Origin of the sequence: Duganella sp. SG902 (assembly GCF_013376005.1) — a bacterium.
In the GTDB taxonomy this organism is placed as follows: Bacteria; Pseudomonadota; Gammaproteobacteria; order Burkholderiales; family Burkholderiaceae_D; genus Rugamonas.
The window spans coordinates 58,511-75,400 of record NZ_JABMJK010000007.1 but is presented as its reverse complement, the minus strand read 5'-3'; the positions used below and the strand labels follow the sequence as shown (position 1 = coordinate 75,400).

Annotated in this window: 12 protein-coding genes; 4 read left to right on the top strand and 8 right to left on the bottom strand. The window is 63.0% G+C overall.

From position 1 onward, the window contains the following. Nucleotides 1-222 precede the first annotated feature (222 nt). From bglX to FHW83_RS16615, 4 genes are read left to right on the top strand one after another with little or no spacing between them, the layout of a single operon-like run. Nucleotides 223-2,565 carry a beta-glucosidase BglX gene (gene bglX / locus FHW83_RS16630; RefSeq protein ID WP_218106312.1) on the top strand — a complete coding sequence of 781 codons (2,343 nt, stop codon included), beginning with the start codon at nucleotides 223-225 and terminating at the stop codon, nucleotides 2,563-2,565. Nucleotides 2,566-2,588: 23 nt separating this feature from the next. Next, nucleotides 2,589-3,686 carry an HlyD family secretion protein gene (locus FHW83_RS16625; RefSeq protein WP_176647464.1) on the top strand — a complete coding sequence of 366 codons (1,098 nt, stop codon included), beginning with the start codon at nucleotides 2,589-2,591 and terminating at the stop codon, nucleotides 3,684-3,686. After that, nucleotides 3,683-5,218: an MDR family MFS transporter gene (locus tag FHW83_RS16620; RefSeq protein WP_373997226.1), complete on the top strand. Its 1,536-nt coding sequence runs from the start codon at nucleotides 3,683-3,685 to the stop codon at nucleotides 5,216-5,218. Before FHW83_RS16625 ends, FHW83_RS16620 begins: the two co-directional genes overlap by 4 nt. 10 nt (nucleotides 5,219-5,228) lie before the next feature. After that, nucleotides 5,229-6,638 carry an efflux transporter outer membrane subunit gene (locus tag FHW83_RS16615; RefSeq protein ID WP_176647463.1) on the top strand — a complete coding sequence of 470 codons (1,410 nt, stop codon included), beginning with the start codon at nucleotides 5,229-5,231 and terminating at the stop codon, nucleotides 6,636-6,638. 442 nt (nucleotides 6,639-7,080) lie between these two features. Here FHW83_RS16615 and FHW83_RS16610 read toward each other — a convergent pair whose 3' ends face one another. The 8 genes from FHW83_RS16610 to FHW83_RS16575 all read right to left on the bottom strand — a co-directional run bounded on the left by FHW83_RS16610 (nucleotide 7,081) and on the right by FHW83_RS16575 (nucleotide 16,881). Then, complete coding sequence (locus tag FHW83_RS16610; protein ID WP_176647462.1) at nucleotides 7,081-8,076, bottom strand: flavin reductase; 996 nt, start codon at nucleotides 8,074-8,076, stop codon at nucleotides 7,081-7,083. Between the two features lie 93 nt (nucleotides 8,077-8,169). Further along, on the bottom strand, nucleotides 8,170-9,849 hold the full coding sequence (locus FHW83_RS16605) for a DUF5597 domain-containing protein (protein WP_176647461.1): 1,680 nt from the start codon (nucleotides 9,847-9,849) through the stop codon (nucleotides 8,170-8,172). Nucleotides 9,850-9,896: 47 nt separating this feature from the next. Then, a complete protein-coding gene (locus FHW83_RS16600) occupies nucleotides 9,897-11,000 on the bottom strand; it encodes a helix-turn-helix transcriptional regulator (RefSeq protein ID WP_176647460.1) in 1,104 nt (367 codons plus the stop codon). A 79-nt stretch (nucleotides 11,001-11,079) separates the two neighbouring features. After that, entirely contained in the window at nucleotides 11,080-13,431 is a 2,352-nt protein-coding gene (locus FHW83_RS16595; RefSeq protein ID WP_218106311.1) for a glycoside hydrolase family 3 N-terminal domain-containing protein, read from the bottom strand. Between the two features lie 182 nt (nucleotides 13,432-13,613). Next, nucleotides 13,614-14,306, bottom strand: a complete 693-nt coding sequence (locus FHW83_RS16590) for a TetR/AcrR family transcriptional regulator (RefSeq protein ID WP_176647459.1) — start codon at nucleotides 14,304-14,306, stop codon at nucleotides 13,614-13,616. Nucleotides 14,307-14,419: 113 nt separating this feature from the next. Then, the gene (locus tag FHW83_RS16585; protein WP_176647458.1) at nucleotides 14,420-14,758 is read right to left on the bottom strand and encodes a hypothetical protein; all 339 of its coding nucleotides are present in this window, start codon (nucleotides 14,756-14,758) and stop codon (nucleotides 14,420-14,422) included. A 171-nt stretch (nucleotides 14,759-14,929) separates the two neighbouring features. After that, nucleotides 14,930-15,688, bottom strand: coding sequence for a LytTR family DNA-binding domain-containing protein (locus FHW83_RS16580; RefSeq protein WP_176647457.1), 759 nt, complete (start codon nucleotides 15,686-15,688; stop codon nucleotides 14,930-14,932). Beyond that, entirely contained in the window at nucleotides 15,685-16,881 is a 1,197-nt protein-coding gene (locus FHW83_RS16575; RefSeq protein WP_229224225.1) for a sensor histidine kinase, read from the bottom strand. The genes FHW83_RS16580 and FHW83_RS16575 overlap by 4 nt, the downstream gene beginning before the upstream one ends. Between the last annotated feature and the right edge of the window lie 9 nt (nucleotides 16,882-16,890).

Below are 16,890 nucleotides of genomic sequence, written 5' to 3'. Positions count from 1 at the left end.
CGGCCCCGTCCCGAAAATCTTGCCGCCTCCATTGACCCGCCGGTCTTCCTGATCTGGCTTCAGCGGTCGCGCGCCGCGGCCATCCGCCTGCTCGCCGCCGTTTACCGCCTGTGGCGGCAGACATGGTGGCACCCCATCCCGGCGGCAGCTAGTCTGAGTGGAGGATGCGCCCCATCCCCAACCATGCGAAGCTAGCGCGTCTCAGCTGCAAAAAGATCTCTCATGTCAACTCACCGCGTTTTCACGCAGGTCCGCGCCCGCTCCCCCCGCCCGCCGATGCGGGCAACCTGCGCCGTCATGGCCTGTGCATACCTCACGATCACAATGTCCGCATCGGCGGCTGCGCCGGCGCGCAAACCGGCAGCGCCGGCCATCTTCTCGCCCGCCACGCTGGCGCGCACGGATGCCCTTCTGCGCAAGATGAGCCTCGATGAAAAACTAGGCCAGCTGAATCAGTTATTCCAGTTCCGGCGATCGTCCAAGCTGGACGGCATGGTGCGCGATGGAAAGCTGGGGTCGGTGTTATTCGTGGCAGATCCGGTGGAAATCAACCGCCTGCAACATCTGGCCGTGGAGGGATCACGCTGGGGTATCCCGCTGCTGTTTGGCAGCGATGTGGTGCACGGTCACAAAACCATCTTCCCGGTGCCGATCGGGCTGGCCGCCTCCTGGGATCGCGGCATGGTCGAACGCGTATCGGCGATTGCCGCCAGCGAGGCGCGCGCCGACGGCATCGCCTGGACCTTCGCGCCCATGGTTGACATCGCGCGCGATCCGCGCTGGGGCCGCATCGTGGAAGGCGCTGGCGAAGATGCCTATCTGAACGCCGCCATGGCGACCGCGCAGGTGCGTGGCACACAGGGGCCGCGCCTCGGAACGCCGGACCGGCTGCTAGCGACCGTCAAGCACTTCGCCGGTTATGGCGCCAGCGAGGGCGGCCGAGATCACGATGCCGCAAACCTGTCGCAGGCCCAGCTGCACAATGTTTATCTGCCGCCGTTCCGGGCGGCGGTAAAGGCCGGCGTGGGCTCGGTCATGAGCGCTTACATGGACTTGAACGATGTTCCCGCCACCGGCAATCGCTGGTTGCTGCGCGACGTGCTGCGCGGCCTGTGGGGCTATGGCGGTTTCGTCGTCAGCGACAACAACGCCGTGAATGACCTGGTATCCCATGGCTTTGCCAGCGACAAACGGGACGCGGCCGTGCGTGCCTTCAAGGCGGGTGTCAACATGGAGATGGCCAGTTACGTCAACGCCTATACGCACCTGCGCGCGGCGGTGGACAAAGGGGCTATCAGCGTACCGGAGATCGACGCGGCCGTTCGCCCGATCCTTGCCACCAAAATTCAACTGGGACTGTTCGATCACCCTTACAGCGACCCGGCCAAGGCGCGCGAGATCGCCGCGCAAGCGCCCGCGCACCAGGAGGAAGCCCGTATCGCTGCCGAACGGTCGGCGGTGCTGCTGCGCAACGAGGGCGCGCTGCTGCCGCTCGATCGGTCGATCCACCGCCGCATCGCCCTCATCGGCCCCATGGCCCACGCGCGCCAGGATATCCTGGGGCCATGGGTCTTCGCCCACGATCCGAAAGACACGGTCACAGTGGCCGAGGGGCTACGTGCAAAACTAGGCGACAGCGCTGCCCTCGCTGTCGCAGCGGGCGTCCAGCTCAAACGGGACGCGCCCTCGCCGTTTGAATCGATTTTCAAGGAAAAAGACGCACCGACCTGGGATGCCGCTCGCGCGGCCGGAGAATTCGACCATGCCCTGGCCCTGGCGAACAATGCCGATGTGGTGATACTCGCGCTGGGCGAAAAGCAGGACATGATCGGCGAATCGGCCTCGCGTTCCACCTTGGCGCTGCCAGGCGAACAGCAGCGGCTGATGGAGCGCGTGGTCGCCCTGGGGAAGCCCGTGGTGCTGTTGCTGATGAACGGCCGTCCGCTGGACCTCGCATGGGCCAACACACACGTGCCGGCGATCCTGGAACTCTGGTATCCCGGCGCGCAAGGCGGCGCCGCTGCCGCCAACCTGTTGTTCGGCGACGCCAGCCCCGGCGGCAAACTGCCTTTCACGTGGCCACGCAATGTCGGCCAGATCCCCCTGTACTATGGCCACAACCTGACCCAGGACCCATCCGAACAGGATCGCCGCTACTGGAATGAACCCAGCAGCCCGCTGTTCCCGTTCGGATACGGCCTGAGCTATTCAACGTTTGCGGTGACGGACTTACGGCTGAGCAAACCGACGTTGCTCGCCGGCGAATCGCTCGCGGCGAGCGTCGTCGTTGAAAACACGGGGGCGGTGACGGCCGATCAGGTGGTCCAGTTGTACATCCATCAACGCCATGGTAGCGCCTCGCGGCCGGCGCGCGAACTGAAAGGCTTCGAACGCGTCACCCTGCGCCCTGCGGAGAGAAAGACGGTACGTTTCACGCTGGGGCCTGAGGAACTCAGCTATTGGAGCTCCGCCACGCACAGCCAGGTCAACGAAGCCAGCACCTTCGACGTATGGGTAGGCACCGATGCCCAGGCGGCGCTGAGCGCCACTTTCCAGCAGCAATAACCACCGACGCATGAAAGATTTCAATGAACGAGCCTATTCCCATCTCCGCCCCCGCGACCGGCACGCCATCTAAGCCGGAACCGCCCGGCAGCAGCCGCCACCGCCTGGTCGCGGCCGGCGCCGTCGCGGCACTCGTCGGCGCCGGCTGGCTGGCCTACCACTTGCAAGTCGGCCGCTACCACGAAGAAACGAACGACGCCTACTTGCAAACCGACGGCGTCACCATCGCCCCCAAACTCAGCGGCTACGTGCTGGAGGTGCTGGTCAAGGATAACCAGCCAGTCAGCGCCGGTCAGCCGCTGGTGCGGATTGATCCGCGTGACTATCGCGCCCAAGCTGAGCAGTACAAGGCGCAAATCGCCATCGCCCACGCCAACGCGGATGCGGTGCGCGCCCAGATCGACGAGCAGGTGTCGGCAGTCGAACAGGCCCGCATCCAACTGCAGACCGCGCAAACCAGCGCCGCCTTTGCCGCCGCCGAGGCGAACCGCTACGCACCGCTGGTGGCGATCGGCGCGGAAACATCCGAACAACTGGCCACGCGACGCAACCAGGCGCAGCAAAGTGCGCAGCAGGTGGGTATCCACCGGGCGGCGCTGGCCAATGCGGAGAAGCGCATCGCGTCGCTGCGCGCACAGGTACGCCAGGCCGAGGCGCAGGCGGGCAGCGCCGAGGCGCAGCTCAAGGCGGCCAACATCAATCTTGAATCGACCACGCTGGTCGCCGGTATCGCCGGCCGCATCGGCGACCGAACCGTGCGCCAAGGCCAGTTCGTTCAGCAAGGTACGCGCCTGATGACGCTGGTGCCATCGGATAACCTGTACATCGTCGCGAATTTCAAGGAAACGCAAATGCGCCGCATGCGCGTTGGCCAGAGCGCTGAGATCACCATCGACGCCCTGCCCGATCAGCGCTTCCACGGGCATGTCGACAGTATCGCCCCGGGCACTGGCGCACAGTTTTCGCTGCTGCCACCGCAAAATGCCACCGGCAATTTCACCAAAATCGTGCAGCGCGTCCCGGTGCGCATCGCGCTCGATGCCGATGCCAACGCCCGCCAGGTGCTGGTGGCCGGCCTGTCTGCGAAAGTAGAGATCGCCACGGCCGGAGCGCGCCAGTGAGGACCATTCCCGCCGCGCGCGCGGACGCTGGCGCCTGGCTTGCCGTTGCCGCGGGCACGCTGGGCGCGCTGATGGCAACCCTGGACATCTCGATTGTCAATTCGTCGCTACCGACGATACAGGGCGAGATCGGCGCCAGCGGCACCGAAGGAACCTGGATCGCCACTGGCTACCTGGTGGCGGAAATCGTCATCATTCCGCTGTGCGGCTGGCTTGAGCGCCTGCTGGGGCTACGCACCTTCCTGTTGCTGGTGGCCGCGTTGTTCACCGCCTTCTCCGTGCTGTGCGGTCTGTCAACGTCGCTGACCATGATGGTGATTGGACGCGTTGGCCAGGGCCTGACCGGCGGCGCCATGATTCCGACTGCGCAAACCATCATCGCCACCCGGCTGCCGCGCGATCAGCAGCCGATAGGCACCGCGATGTTCGGCGCAACCGCCATCCTCGGTCCGGTGATCGGCCCCGTGATCGGTGGCTGGCTGACGGAGAACCTGAGCTGGCACTACGCCTTCTTCCTCAACGTGCCGATCTGCCTCGCGCTGATGGCATTGCTCTGGATCGGCCTGCCGCACCGCAAGCCGCAGGCGGACCAGCTGATTCAGGCCGACTGGCTCGGCATCGTCGGACTGGCCGCCTTTCTTGGCGGTCTGACGATCGTGCTTGAAGAAGGCGAACGGGAGCAATGGTTCGCGTCGCGTCACATCCTCTGGCTGACGGCGCTATCCCTGGCAGGGTTTATGACGATGATGGTGGGACAATTCACGGCCCGGCACCCCGTCATTCGCATGCGCATCCTGCTTGACCGGCAATTCAGCGCTGTGGTCATCATGGGAACCATGGTGGGCATGGTGATCTACGGGACTTCTTACGTCATTCCACAATTCCTCGCCTATATCGCCAATTACAACGCCCAGCAGTCGGGCGGCGTGGTGGTTTGGTCCGGGATACCGAGTCTGATGCTGATGCCCCTGGTGCCGCTATTGATCCGTTACGTCGACATTCGTGTCGCGGTCGCTTTCGGCCTGGTGCTGCTGGGCGGGAGCGCATACATGGACACGTCCCTGACCGCGCAAGCCGCGGGGCCGGAGTTCCTGTACTCGCAACTGATCCGGGGCGTCGGCACGATCTTCGCCATGCTGTACCTGAACCAGGCCGCGATCCAGTCGGTCTCCTCCGAATACGCGAGCGACGCCGCGGGTTTGTTCAACGCGGCCCGCAACCTGGGCGGATCACTGGCTCTGGCCGGTATTGCCGCTGTGCAGGACAGGCGCATGTGGCTGCACAACCGCCGGCTGGAGGAAAGCTTGAATGCCAACGGCGCCGGCCTGCACGACCATCTCGCGGCCCAGGCGCAGGTCATGGGTGGAACTGAGCAGGCGCTGCGCGCCCTGTCCGGAACCATCGAGGCGCAGGCGCTGACCATGACCTATATCGACCTGTTCTGGATACTGTCAGTGGGTGTGATGTGCACGCTACCGCTGGTTGTTTTCCTGCGGCCACTGGACAAGGACGCCCCCCTGGCCACGCATTAAGGAGTATTGGATGTACCAAAGAATTTTGTTGTCAATATGTGCGGGCGCTCTGGCCGCCGGCTGCACCACCGTCGGTCCCGATTATGCGGGCCCACCCGCGATGCCGTTGCCGGAGGCGTTCGTCCGCGCCAACGACGCCGGCACGACAGCACAGGCCTCGGCGTGGTGGCTGGGTTTAAACGACTCTGTACTGACCGGCCTGGTGGAGCGTGCGTTCGCGGCCAACCCCGGGCTGGCAGGAACGCGGTCACGCCTTCGGCAGGCGCGCGCCATGCTCCAGGCGGAGCGGGCGACCCAGTCGCCACGGGGCGGCGCCAAAGCATTGTACGCCCACGCACGAATGCCGTCGCCGGGCGCCGGTGGCGAAGACAGCCCACAATTGCCGTCGCAGCTGGACCTGTACAACCTGGGCTTCGATGCCAGTTGGGAGATCGACCTGTTTGGCGGCCAGCGCCGTGCCGTGGAGGCGGCCACCGCGTCGGCGCAAGCGGCCGAGGCGGACCTGGCCGACATGCAGGTCAGTCTGGCGGCCGAGGTGGTGCAAGTCTACGTCAATCTGCGCAGCTGCCAGCGGCGCCAGGCGCTGAACGAGGAAGCCATCGCACGCCAGCTGCGGTTACTCGACCTTGCCGGGCACCGGCGCGCAGCGGGTACAGCAACCGAGCTCGACTTGGCACGGCTACAGGGCCAACTGGAGTCGACGCGCGCCGACAGTCCGCCGCTGGTGGCTGAGCTGGACAGCTACCGCAACGCCCTGGCCGTCTTGACGGGCGCGCCTCCGGGTGCGCTGGATACGGAACTGGCCCGGCCGGCGCCCGTGCCGCTGCCACCGGCCGCGGTGGCCGTGCGCGATCCGGCCACGCTGTTGCGCAATCGCCCCGATATCCGCGCCGCAGAACGCGCGCTGGCTGCGCGCACGGCACAAATCGGACAAGCCGACGCCGCGCGCCTCCCGCGCCTGAACCTGATGGGGCTGGTCGGCATCGGTGGAACGCGCTTGTCCGACCTGACGCATCTGGACGACTTCGTTGCCCTCGCGGCGCCGCAACTGAGCTGGAACTTCCTCGACTTTGGCCGCAACGCCAGCGGTCTTGAAAAGGCACAAGGCAGGCGTGACGAAGCCGAGGCGCGCTATCGTGCGACCGTGCTGGCGGCGCTGCGGGACACGGAGGATGCACTCACGCGCTTCCGCCAGCGCCGGGTTACCGTGGCGACGCTGGCGCGAGCCACGGAAGCAGCGGGCCGCGCCGCCGACCTCACCCGCGCACGTCAACACGGCGGCACCGCCACCACCATGGACCTGCTGGATGCCGAGCGCGCGCGCATCAACGCCGAACAGCGACTCGCGTCGGCCGAAGCCGCACTCACCAACGATTTCGTCTCCCTGCACAAGTCACTGGGCCTGGGCTGGTCGCGATAGAAAAATCAGCTCCGGTCGACGCGTCCAGGTGGCCGATTCCTGCCACCTGATGCGATTCCAAGCGAGCGGATCGCGGAAATGCGGCGCGACCGATCGCCGTGCCACGCCGTCTTTGGTCCGCGGCACCCGGCGGAGCGCGCCGCCCGCGTTGAAATGCATACGCTCGATCGCCGCCTCACGGCGGTTGTCACCGTGCTCTGTCAGCGGACGGTGATGGTGGACGATAAGGCTATGCGCCGGTTCCCGCCATGTTGACTACCGGCTGATGTCCAGCAGCGCGTGCGACCTTATTGTCCTGCTGGAGAATTTTCGCCCATGCGCTTGACCTGAGACGCCGCTTCGGCGCAGGTCCGGTGCCAGTGTCACGCCGCTCGCATGCGAGGACGCCGAGCGGTTTTTCAGATCTCTTTTTGTAAAGGACATTACGTCGGCCCCGTCGCTGTTAAAGCCAAGCGGCAGGAGCATACCGATCGATTTTCCCGACGAACCGGCACAGCAGCGCGCGCAACGCCACCGTTTCAGGGACGCCGAGCAGATTTCCCATCTCCGCCTCGACACGCAGGCCCGCCTGCCTGGCCTGCTCGAAAACGGCTCGCCCGGCAGAAGTAAGATGGTAACTCGCGTCAGACAATACGCCGTTGCTGGCGTCGCGCGATTCGATCAGGCCGCGTGCTTCGAGGTCGTCCATGGCCTGCAAGTTGGTGGGATGGGCGCTGTAGGCCAGCAGCGTCTCGATCTCCCGACGGGTGCGCCCGCCGCGTTCACCCAGGGCGGTGAGAACGAACATCTCGATATTGTTGTACCCGAGCCGCCCTCCAACCTCGCGCATCTTGCCGTAAAGGTAGAAAAACGCCGAACCGAGCAGGTAGCTCAGCGATGTCGCGGTGGTCGCGGCCTCCACGCCCAGCGGCCGTCCGGCGATATCGATGCCGATTGTGTCCACGTTGTCGTGGCGGATCAGCGGCGGCAGGTCGCCGCGGACAAAGCCGGCGACACGACCGATGACGATCAGGCTGTCCTCGCAAGCAAACGTGGCAACACGCTGGCACGACAGCGTGACCGCGCCGCCCCGCAACACCCGAATACCGCTTGCGGCGACCCATAAGGGCGTATCGCCCAGGCTTTCGCCGGAAGCGGCCGCGAGCCGCGCGGCCAGTGCGGCCTGGTCATAGGCCAGGGCGTGGGCTTCCCACTGCGTGGCCTGCTCCAATACCAGCGCCCCGGCAGCGTGGCGCTCGATGGTCCACGCCACCAGCGCCGATGCCGGCGACAATATGGCGAAACTGCGCGCCAGCAGGCCGACACCGTCGGCGCCATGTCCGCAGGTGACCAGCACTAACGCGCCCGGGAAACACGCCAGCGGATTCTGCAGTTCCTGCGCAGAGGTCGTGGGCGCCGGCCAGCCGGCCAGCGAAATCGTGGCTTCATATGTGTTCATGGGTGTCCTCATCAACCAGGTCCATGCATTATGGAGGTACGATTGCCGCCGTCATCGTTAAAGCGGACTAGACGAATTGGAGGCGCGGGAGCATTAACGCTCAGTCTCCAGCAGCTTTACGCGGATCAGCCCCACCCCTTGGGCAGGAAGCAACATGACCAGTTCATCGCCGTTGAGACGACGCCCCGGGATCCAGCGCCCATCCCTGAAGCGCCCCTCCTCGACGAAATCGATCTCTGCCAGCTTGCCGTTGCGTGCGAAGTCCACCATGAAATCCTGTCCAACGAGGAAGAACTCGCCCGCCCCCCCTGCAATCACGAAACCGAATGAGGTCGGGTCTTTCTTGACCGGCGCGGGTACCGCCGCCTCGCCACCTGCGGCGCTGCCTCCCGCCGGGGCCGACAAGCCAGCATCGAACATCATCTTCTTGATCTGCGCGGTCATGCCTCGGACGGTCAGCGAATACCCGGCCAGTGAGGCCGGTACCGGATCGTCGCGCTCAAGCAGCACGGTGTGCATCGCCCCGTGCGCCTGCGCGCGCAGGATGACGTCGCTCATGCAACCAAGAACCTCATACACCTGCGTCAATTGCTTGCCGGGGAACAGGTCCTCGACGCCAAAGATGGACCAACCCAGCGCCTTGTGTACACCGATGGCGCGGAACACATTCACGGCCTTGAATCGGGCTTCGGGCACAAAGATCGGGTTGTCAGCGCGGTCGAAATCGGCCAAAGTGCCCTTGACATCGTCAACGTAGATGTCCGGCGCCAGCAGGTCGATTGAGGGCGCCGCCGCCTTCCACACATCCATCATGCGCGCCACCGGGCCGCCGCTCGGATAGTCTCCCGCCTGGGGCTGGCCCGGCTGGGGCCCCAACCATGCGTTCACATACATGGGCAGCGCCAGCTCTTTCTTTCCGGCTTGGGCGACGCGTTCGAGATAGGTGGCATACGCCCAGGCCATGAAGATTTCTTCCGCCTGCACATCCTTGCCGAAAACCTGTTCCCACGTGCCGCCGCGACGGAACTGCTGGCGCCCCCAGATCGCCAGCAGCTCGGGGCGCAACGTTCCACGATGGCGCTCGAGGTGGTTCATCAGCGATGCCGGCACCTGTGCGTCCCAGGCTGCCTGTGCAAGCTTTGAGCGATCCCGGCTGTCACCCAGCATGCCGACCTCGTTGTCGACTTGAATCAGGATCACGGTATGTTGCGGATCGATGGCTTTCAAGTGGGCCAGGAATGCCGTGAACGCCCGGCGTTCGGCGGTTTGCAACTGCGCCGAAAACGGCGTCAGCACTGCCATGGGCATGGCCCCCTCATAACTCATGAATTCCGGCTTGCTGCGCTTGGCCACCACACGCGGGAACCGGGCCGTGTCCCGTCGCACCCACCCGGGCGCATATGTCGAACGCGCGTTCTTGTAGGCGCCAAACCAGATCACGGCCAGACGCATGCCTTGTGCGCGTGCGGCTTCGAGCTGGCGGTCGAGAGAGCTGAAATCGAAACGGCCTTCTTCCGGCTCGACCATGTCCCAGCTGACCGTGCTGAGCACCGTATTCAGGTTCATCTGCTTCAGGCGCGGCCAGATCGGCGCCATATAGTCTGCCGACGACGCGCTCGAATTATGGAGCTCGCCCCCCAGGATAAGATAGGGCTTGTCGTCAACGATCAATTGCGTCGACTTGCCACGTTGCTCCAGTCTTGGCAGCGATGCGCCAGCCGCGTGCAGACACAGCGTGGCCAGCGCCACGATGCCCACGAATTGCTTCAACATGATTTGTCCTTGGTGAGTGAGTCGATATGAAACGGGGTCCTTCAGCACTATGCAACTTCCAGTCCCAGCACCGCGTTCAACAACACCCTGACGAGTTCACTCTGGCGTGTGACACCGGCCTTCAGGAATATTGCCCGCAAGTGCGCACGCGCCGTGTTGCGGCGGATTCCGAGTTTAACGGCGGCATCGTCCAGGCTGAGACCATTGACCAATTCGACGGCGAAATTCGCCTCTGCCGGCGTGAAATCGAACAACTGCCGGGTAATCTCCTGCGCCGGTCTGGCTTGCGCATCGGGATCGCGCAGGAAGATGGCGTACGCCGGCCTGGATCGGCCGTCCGATTCCTCGATCATCGGTATTCTTCGCACGACCGCCGCCATCTTGCGGCGGCCTGACGGACGGCTCAGGGACATCGCAGCGACAGCGCCCGCATTGGCCGACGCATCGGTCAGCAGCCGCCGCAACTCCCGCGTCTCCACCGGCGTGCAGGTCTCCAGTTCGCGCCCGGCCAGACGCAGTCCATCGCCGGCTGCCAACAGGTGGCAGGCGACCGGGTTGGCCCGAAGCAGCTGGGCCCGCTCATCGAGAACCAGCACGCCGATGTTCAGCCGGTCCAGCCCCTCCTCGTAGATCTCGCGTACCGCCTCACTGCGCGTCACCTGGGCGGTCAGCGCCAACGCCTGCTTGATGTGCGGTACCAGGATGCTCAGGCGCCGCTTGTCCTCGAGGTTAAACGGCGGTAACTCAGGGTGACGGTACAGGCGCAGCCGGGACACTGTGCCGGCGCTGGTGACAATGTCCACGCCCATGCCGTGGTCGGCGTCAGCAGGCATGCCGTAGCGCAGGAACTGCTGGAAATAGTCGCTGTCCTCCCACGCGCGATGGGGCATGACGTCGGAAACAAGGACCACGCGTTCTGGCGGCAAATTGACGAAAGGGTCGGAAAGGTACCATTTGGTCTGATAGGCGGTCTCGAATTCTTTTCCGTTCGCGGGATGACACACCAGGTATCCCAGGTCGGTCGCAGAACTGGGGCGGACCACGATGGTCGTACTGGTGCAGCCGATATATTCCGAGATCAATGCCATGCTGCCACGCCAGGGCTCGGGTTCAAGCACGGATTGATAGATCGCATGGATCGTCTCGTTCATCAACTCCGCGCGCTCCACCGGGACTTGCGCAAAAGGGGTGACCAAAGAGCCCATGATGCGTAACCTCCAAGCAAAAGTGTCAGGCAACGACCAACTTCACCGATTTGAGACGATCAGAGCTGTTGCCGGCGCTGATCACGAAGGTTCCCGGTTCCACCCCCCATTTCATGGTGGCGTCCCAAAACGCCAGCGCGGCAGGACCGAGGTCGAAGCGCACGGTGGTCCCGCCGCCCGCCGGCAGCGTGACCCGGCGGAACGCTTTCAGTTCCAGCACGGGACGCGGGACCGAACTGACCGTGTCGCGCACATAGACTTGCACCACCTCGTCGCCGTCACGCTTGCCTGTGTTGGTCACATCGACCTCCACCGTGAACGCTTCGCCCCGACCGATCCGCTCTTTCGACAGGCGCGGCGCCGACAGCTCGAAGCTCGTGTAGCTCAGGCCATGGCCGAACGGATACAGCGGCGTACGTTTGCCCTCGACATACGGCACCCTGTCCGCGGAGGGGTGGCGGTTGTAGAACGCCGGCAGTTCACCGGTCGAACGAGGGAAGCTCACCGCGAGTTTGCCGCCGGGGTTCACCTTGCCAAACAACACGTCAGCGACCGCATTGCCGCCCTGCTCCCCCAGGTACCATCCCTCGACCAGCGCGTTGGCCTTCTCCGCCAAACGATTGACGGCAAGCGGGCGTCCGTTCAGCAACAGCGCCACGACCGGCTTGCCGCAACCGAGCACGGCCTCGACCAGCGCGTCCTGGTCGCCGTAAAGGTTCAGCGAATTGCGGTCACCAGGCAGCACCGCGGCTACGGCCTCACGCGTCACCTGCTCATTGTCCCCCACCACCAGCACCACCAGATCCGAGCGCTGCGCAAGCTCGACCGCCGCGGCGATGCGGGCCCGGTTATCGGCTGCGGGAACCGGCCGTATCAACGGCGCCTCGGGGCGGACACCTTCGGCCAGTGGTGGCGTGATCCAGACGCCGTCGGACTGCTCGATGGTGACGTTGGCGCCAGCCTGGCGCAGCCCTTCCAGGACGCCGATCGCCGCCTTGGGCCATCCCGAATAACCACCCAACATGGGCTTGACCGAATTCGGTCCGATCAGCGCGATGCGCATGCCTGCCGCCGCATCCAACGGCAGGACACCATCGTTCTTCAGCAGCACCACGGCCTTCTGCGCGGCGGTACGCGCCAGCGCCACCGCCTGCGGATCGTTCAGGACTTCGGCGGCGCGCTGCGGATCGACATACGGACGCTCGAACAGGCCGGCCTCGAACTTGAGCGCAAGAATACGCGCCACCGCGGCATCGACATGGGCTTGCGGCACGCGGCCATCCTGCACAAGCTTGGCCAACTTCTGGTAGGAGCTACCCTCCGGCAAATCCGCGTCCACGCCCGCGCGCATCGCCAACACGGCGGCGCCCTCGGCATCCGCCGCCATGCCGTGCAGTTCGGCGATCTCGCCGACGCCGCCGTAGTCGCTGAAATAGGCCCCTTGGAAGCCCAGCAGGCTTCGACCGGTCTGCTGCAATAGCTGCGTGCTGGCGTGCGATGGGACCCCACCCACCTCGTTATACGACGGCATCACGATAGCGGCCTTGGCCCCGATCGCCGCCTTGAACGGCGGCAGATAGGTGTCGCGCAGCATGCGCTCCGACATATCGGACGGGCCGATGTTCAGGCCATTCTGTGGCATGCCGTGCACGAAATGCTTGAGCGTTGCGAATACATTTTCCGGTCCGATCGGCCGCACCGTTCCCTGCAAGCCTCGTACCGCCGCCGCGCCCATTTCGCCGACGTGATACGGGTCTTCCCCGAAGAACTCCTCGCTGCGTCCCCAACGCGGATCGCGCAGCAGGTCAAGCACTGGACTCAGGCCAACCGTTACGCCACGACGACGCGCCTGGCGCCCGGCGACGGCAAAACACTGCTCCACCAGAGCTGGATCCCAGGTGCTGCCCAGCGCTGGCGGGATGGGAAATGCGGTAGCTCCCTTGACGGCCAGCCCATGCGCTGTTTCCTCGTGAAACAGTACTGGGATGCCCAGCCGGGTTTGCTCGACTGCATAACGCTGCACGGCGTTGACGAACGTCACCGCATCCTCAGGCTCACGGAAGGACTTGGTCTGGAAACGGCCGCTACCGGCCAGATCCGATGGCCGGGCGATTTGGCCGATGCCATGCGGAATAACCTTCGCGGCCTTTTCCGGTGAAAACGCGAAGTTTTCCCGGTCCACGATACTGACCTTGGTCATCCACATGCAGCATAGTTGGGCCACTTTTTCGTCGAGGGTCATGCGGCTCAGCAGATCGCGCACGCGCTCAGGGATAGGGGCGCTGGAGCGCTTGTAGACGGGCGGCGAGGCCCCGAACGCCGGCAACGCCAGCGCCAAGCCAGTGGTGGTCAACAACGTACGCCGGGTCATTTTCATTGTTATGTCTCCTGATATTTATTTTGACGCTGAATTAAGTATACACAGACGTTTAATTATTGCAATCCGCAGAACGCGGCACAGCGCGCAGCTGTCACGCAAAAGCGACAGCACGCCCTCTCCGGCAATCGGATAAATACAGTTCAGGCGTGAGTTCGGAACGCCGATCAGCGCAAAGCCGCCTATCGATCGGATGCGGCGCAATCGCTTTGCATACCTGCCAATAGCAGATTGACGATGCGGGCAGCGGCGACGCCAGGGGAAGCCACCCTTTCGCCCAACTCGCGATAACGCTGATGATGCGCCATGGTCAGATCGAGCAATGACGTGGCATAAAAAGCAGGCTCGTGCACCGTGATGCCGAACTTGGCCGACGTGTCGACGATGGTTTGGACAATGTGGCGGACGCCAAGGTCCATGGTGATTTCCTGCCCCAAGGACGACAATTCGCGCACTGCCGGCGACGGCTTGCCGCTCATGGCCATCAACACGCGCATTCCTGGGTCGTCGCAAATCATGAAGCAATTTTCGACGTGAAAAGTGAGGCAGGCACGCATGTTCGGAAATGCGGGAGGGTCTGGCTGGCGGGCGCTACCGACGATGAACGTAATCACATCCTTCAAAATCGCCTTCTTATCCGAATAGCGCATATACAGCGTGCGCTTGGAGATGCCGGCCCGCGCCGCGATCGCTTCCATCGCCGCGCCATCAAAGCCCAATTCATCGAACAGCGCGATCGCCGCCTTGAGGATGTCGGCTTCAATTGTTCCAGCCTGATCCTTTGTGGGCCTCCCCCGCAGCTTGGTCCGTTCGACGGCGGCTGGCACCTGGATGGTCTGTTTGCTTTGCTGGGGAGACAACGGGACTTTGGTCATGAATGGGACATCCGATCACGGAAAAAAACCATCACGATGATAGCAAAAAAAAGGACGTCGCCTCAGACGGCGTCCTGTGAAAGTGCGCCGAGCGGCACTGGAGACAATTTACACTACTTACAGATCGGCAGTTTGGCCAGATCGGCATCGATGGCGTCCAGCACCTTGTCGCTGAAGGTTTCTTCGGCATAAGGCTGGATTGCACGCAGGGGCATGGCGCGGGCCATTTCGAACTGGTCGTTACCTTTCAACGCTGGCACATGTTTGTACAGGACTTCCTTGGCAGCGGGGTCATCGAGCAATTCCGACACCAACGATTCGGTGCTCAATTTCTGTTTGACGCAGCCTGCATTCGATTGCGCCGCCACTGGCGCGGGGGCAGGCGCTTGCGCGGCCGCCACCACTGCGATCACGGACAGCAAGGCAGCGAGCGAAATGTTACGAAATTTCATGAAATGTCCTTCCAGACGAAAAATAACGAAGCGGTCATCGTCCGATTCAACCACCGCCGGATAGCGCCGGCCTCGAATCAGCGTAGAGCCACTATACGCCACATTTCGCATTAAGTATACGCATGCGTAAATTATTTTGAATGTGCAGGCAAAAGCGCAACAAGTTCGAAGTTAAAACGCCATATCGCGCAGGATCTTGGCAGTCTCACGGCTCGCGGTCAGGCTGCTTCCATCCCGCATACGTATAAGCAATCTCGAGCGATCATCAGTTTTCATTGAGTCGACGTAGTCAAGATTGATGAGCGCGGAGCGGTGGACGCGGAAAAATCGCGTCAGATCCAGTTGCGCCTCGATCTCCGTGATCCCCGCCCGCACCAGGAAGGTTTGTCCGCGCGCGACGATGGCCGTGTATTTGGAGTCGGTCTTGATATACTCGATCTCGTCGAGCGCGAGCGCGAATATCCGACCGCGGTCGCGCACAAAGATGCGCTTGAGCTGATGCGGCTTCCGCCCCATAACCTGACTGAGGTCGATGCTCACTTCGCTATCGGATCGACGGCATTCCATTAGCCGCGCCACAGCAGCATCAAAACGTGCGCGCGTAAAAGGCTTGAGTAGATAGTCTACCGCATTGAGTTCAAAGGCGGCCACGGCATATCGATCGTACGCCGTGGTAAACACAATATCGGGCGTATGGTTCAGGCGCGCGAGGACCTCCACCCCCGTCATCTCGGGCATCTGGATATCCATGAATACGATGTCCGGGCGGAGCTCGCTAATTTGTGACAGTGCCCTTGCCCCGTCAGCAGCCTCACCTACCAACCGCAGTCCGGCGTGCGCGTAGATCGCATCACGCAGCACTTCCCGCGCTAGCGGCTCGTCTTCGGCAATGAATACGGTTCTCGGGGCCAATCCAACCTCCAGAATCATGCAAATGCCAAGGGCATCGATATAGTGACAACAAAGCCCATGCCGGGAGCCGTTTTGATGACAAGGGCGCCGCGCGCGCCGTATTCAAGTTCAAGGCGCCGCGCCAAGGTACGAATACCCAGCCCGTTCGAGCGACCAGGGGTGAAGGACTCCGCACCCGGCCCATCGTCCGCCACCTCCAGATTCAGCGTCTGGGTAAGTTCGTCAACGCTGGTCCGTATCATTATCGTGCCCGGCCGGCTATGTGGGTTGAAAGCGTGCTTGATACTGTTTTCCACCAACGGTTGCAATAACAAGGCAGGCAGCACGCATCCGCTGATACCATCATCCAGATCCCACTTGACCTGCAGACGAGGGCCTAGCCGCAGACTCTCCAATTCAAGATAGTCCCGTACGAAGCTCAACTCGTCGCTAAGCGTGACTTGGCTGCTATCACTCTTCTCGGTATCGAGGATATAGCGCAGCATGGCAGAAAACTGGAACAGGGCCGCTTCCGCCCCGGCTGGATTCTTGCGGGTCAGCGCGATAATCGAGTGCAGCGTGTTGAACAAAAAATGGGGATTGAGCTTGTTGCGCAGCGCATTCATCTCGGATTCAACCGCCAAATTCTGGGCCAGTTGCGCGGCCGCCGCCTGACGCCTGCGAGCATTATCAGCGCGGACCATATGGAACATGGCTGCGATAACAAAATAAGTCATCATGGCATACAGCGCCGGCCACATATACCATGCAGGCGCTTGCCGCAGACCAAGCAAGAACCATATCAATAGGTAACACGTCACAGCGTACACAAGCGCACAACCGAGGTGAGTAAGGAATATTCTCCACAGTGTGAGGCGCTTACGCTCAAGGTAGCCGCTAAGCGGCCATAACAATGCCAGAAACAACGCATGCGGCGTGCTTTTCAATAGTATTGTCACGACCCGCGTGTCGAACCGCCCCTGCCTCAACTCATCAAGCTGCAATGCCAAGCCCACCAACAGCAGGTAGGCGGCCCAACTGCTGACATAGATGCACCACATCCGGATGGTCGTTTTTTTGTCATCAAGTTCCATCGCCGAAGTATGGGCAGAAATGGCGGGACAAGGATCGTCCGAACGGACGATACGGCTGGGGCAACCGTTGGTACCGCCGTCAAACCCGCCAAACCAGATGCCATACACAACTCCGAAGATTGCCAAATATTCAATCATGCTTTACAT

Excerpts from the sequence above, each read along its gene's own strand:
- bglX (WP_218106312.1), top strand. The coding sequence starts at position 223 with ATGTCAACTCACCGCGTTTTCACGCAGGTCCGCGCCCGCTCCCCCCGC.
- FHW83_RS16625 (WP_176647464.1), top strand. The coding sequence starts at position 2,589 with ATGAACGAGCCTATTCCCATCTCCGCCCCCGCGACCGGCACGCCATCT.
- FHW83_RS16615 (WP_176647463.1), top strand. The coding sequence starts at position 5,229 with ATGTACCAAAGAATTTTGTTGTCAATATGTGCGGGCGCTCTGGCCGCC.
- FHW83_RS16610 (WP_176647462.1), bottom strand. The coding sequence starts at position 8,076 with ATGAACACATATGAAGCCACGATTTCGCTGGCCGGCTGGCCGGCGCCC.
- FHW83_RS16605 (WP_176647461.1), bottom strand. The coding sequence starts at position 9,849 with ATGTTGAAGCAATTCGTGGGCATCGTGGCGCTGGCCACGCTGTGTCTG.
- FHW83_RS16600 (WP_176647460.1), bottom strand. The coding sequence starts at position 11,000 with ATGAACGAGACGATCCATGCGATCTATCAATCCGTGCTTGAACCCGAG.
- FHW83_RS16595 (WP_218106311.1), bottom strand. The coding sequence starts at position 13,431 with ATGAAAATGACCCGGCGTACGTTGTTGACCACCACTGGCTTGGCGCTG.
- FHW83_RS16590 (WP_176647459.1), bottom strand. The coding sequence starts at position 14,306 with ATGACCAAAGTCCCGTTGTCTCCCCAGCAAAGCAAACAGACCATCCAG.
- FHW83_RS16585 (WP_176647458.1), bottom strand. The coding sequence starts at position 14,758 with ATGAAATTTCGTAACATTTCGCTCGCTGCCTTGCTGTCCGTGATCGCA.
- FHW83_RS16580 (WP_176647457.1), bottom strand. The coding sequence starts at position 15,688 with ATGATTCTGGAGGTTGGATTGGCCCCGAGAACCGTATTCATTGCCGAA.
- FHW83_RS16575 (WP_229224225.1), bottom strand. The coding sequence starts at position 16,881 with ATGATTGAATATTTGGCAATCTTCGGAGTTGTGTATGGCATCTGGTTT.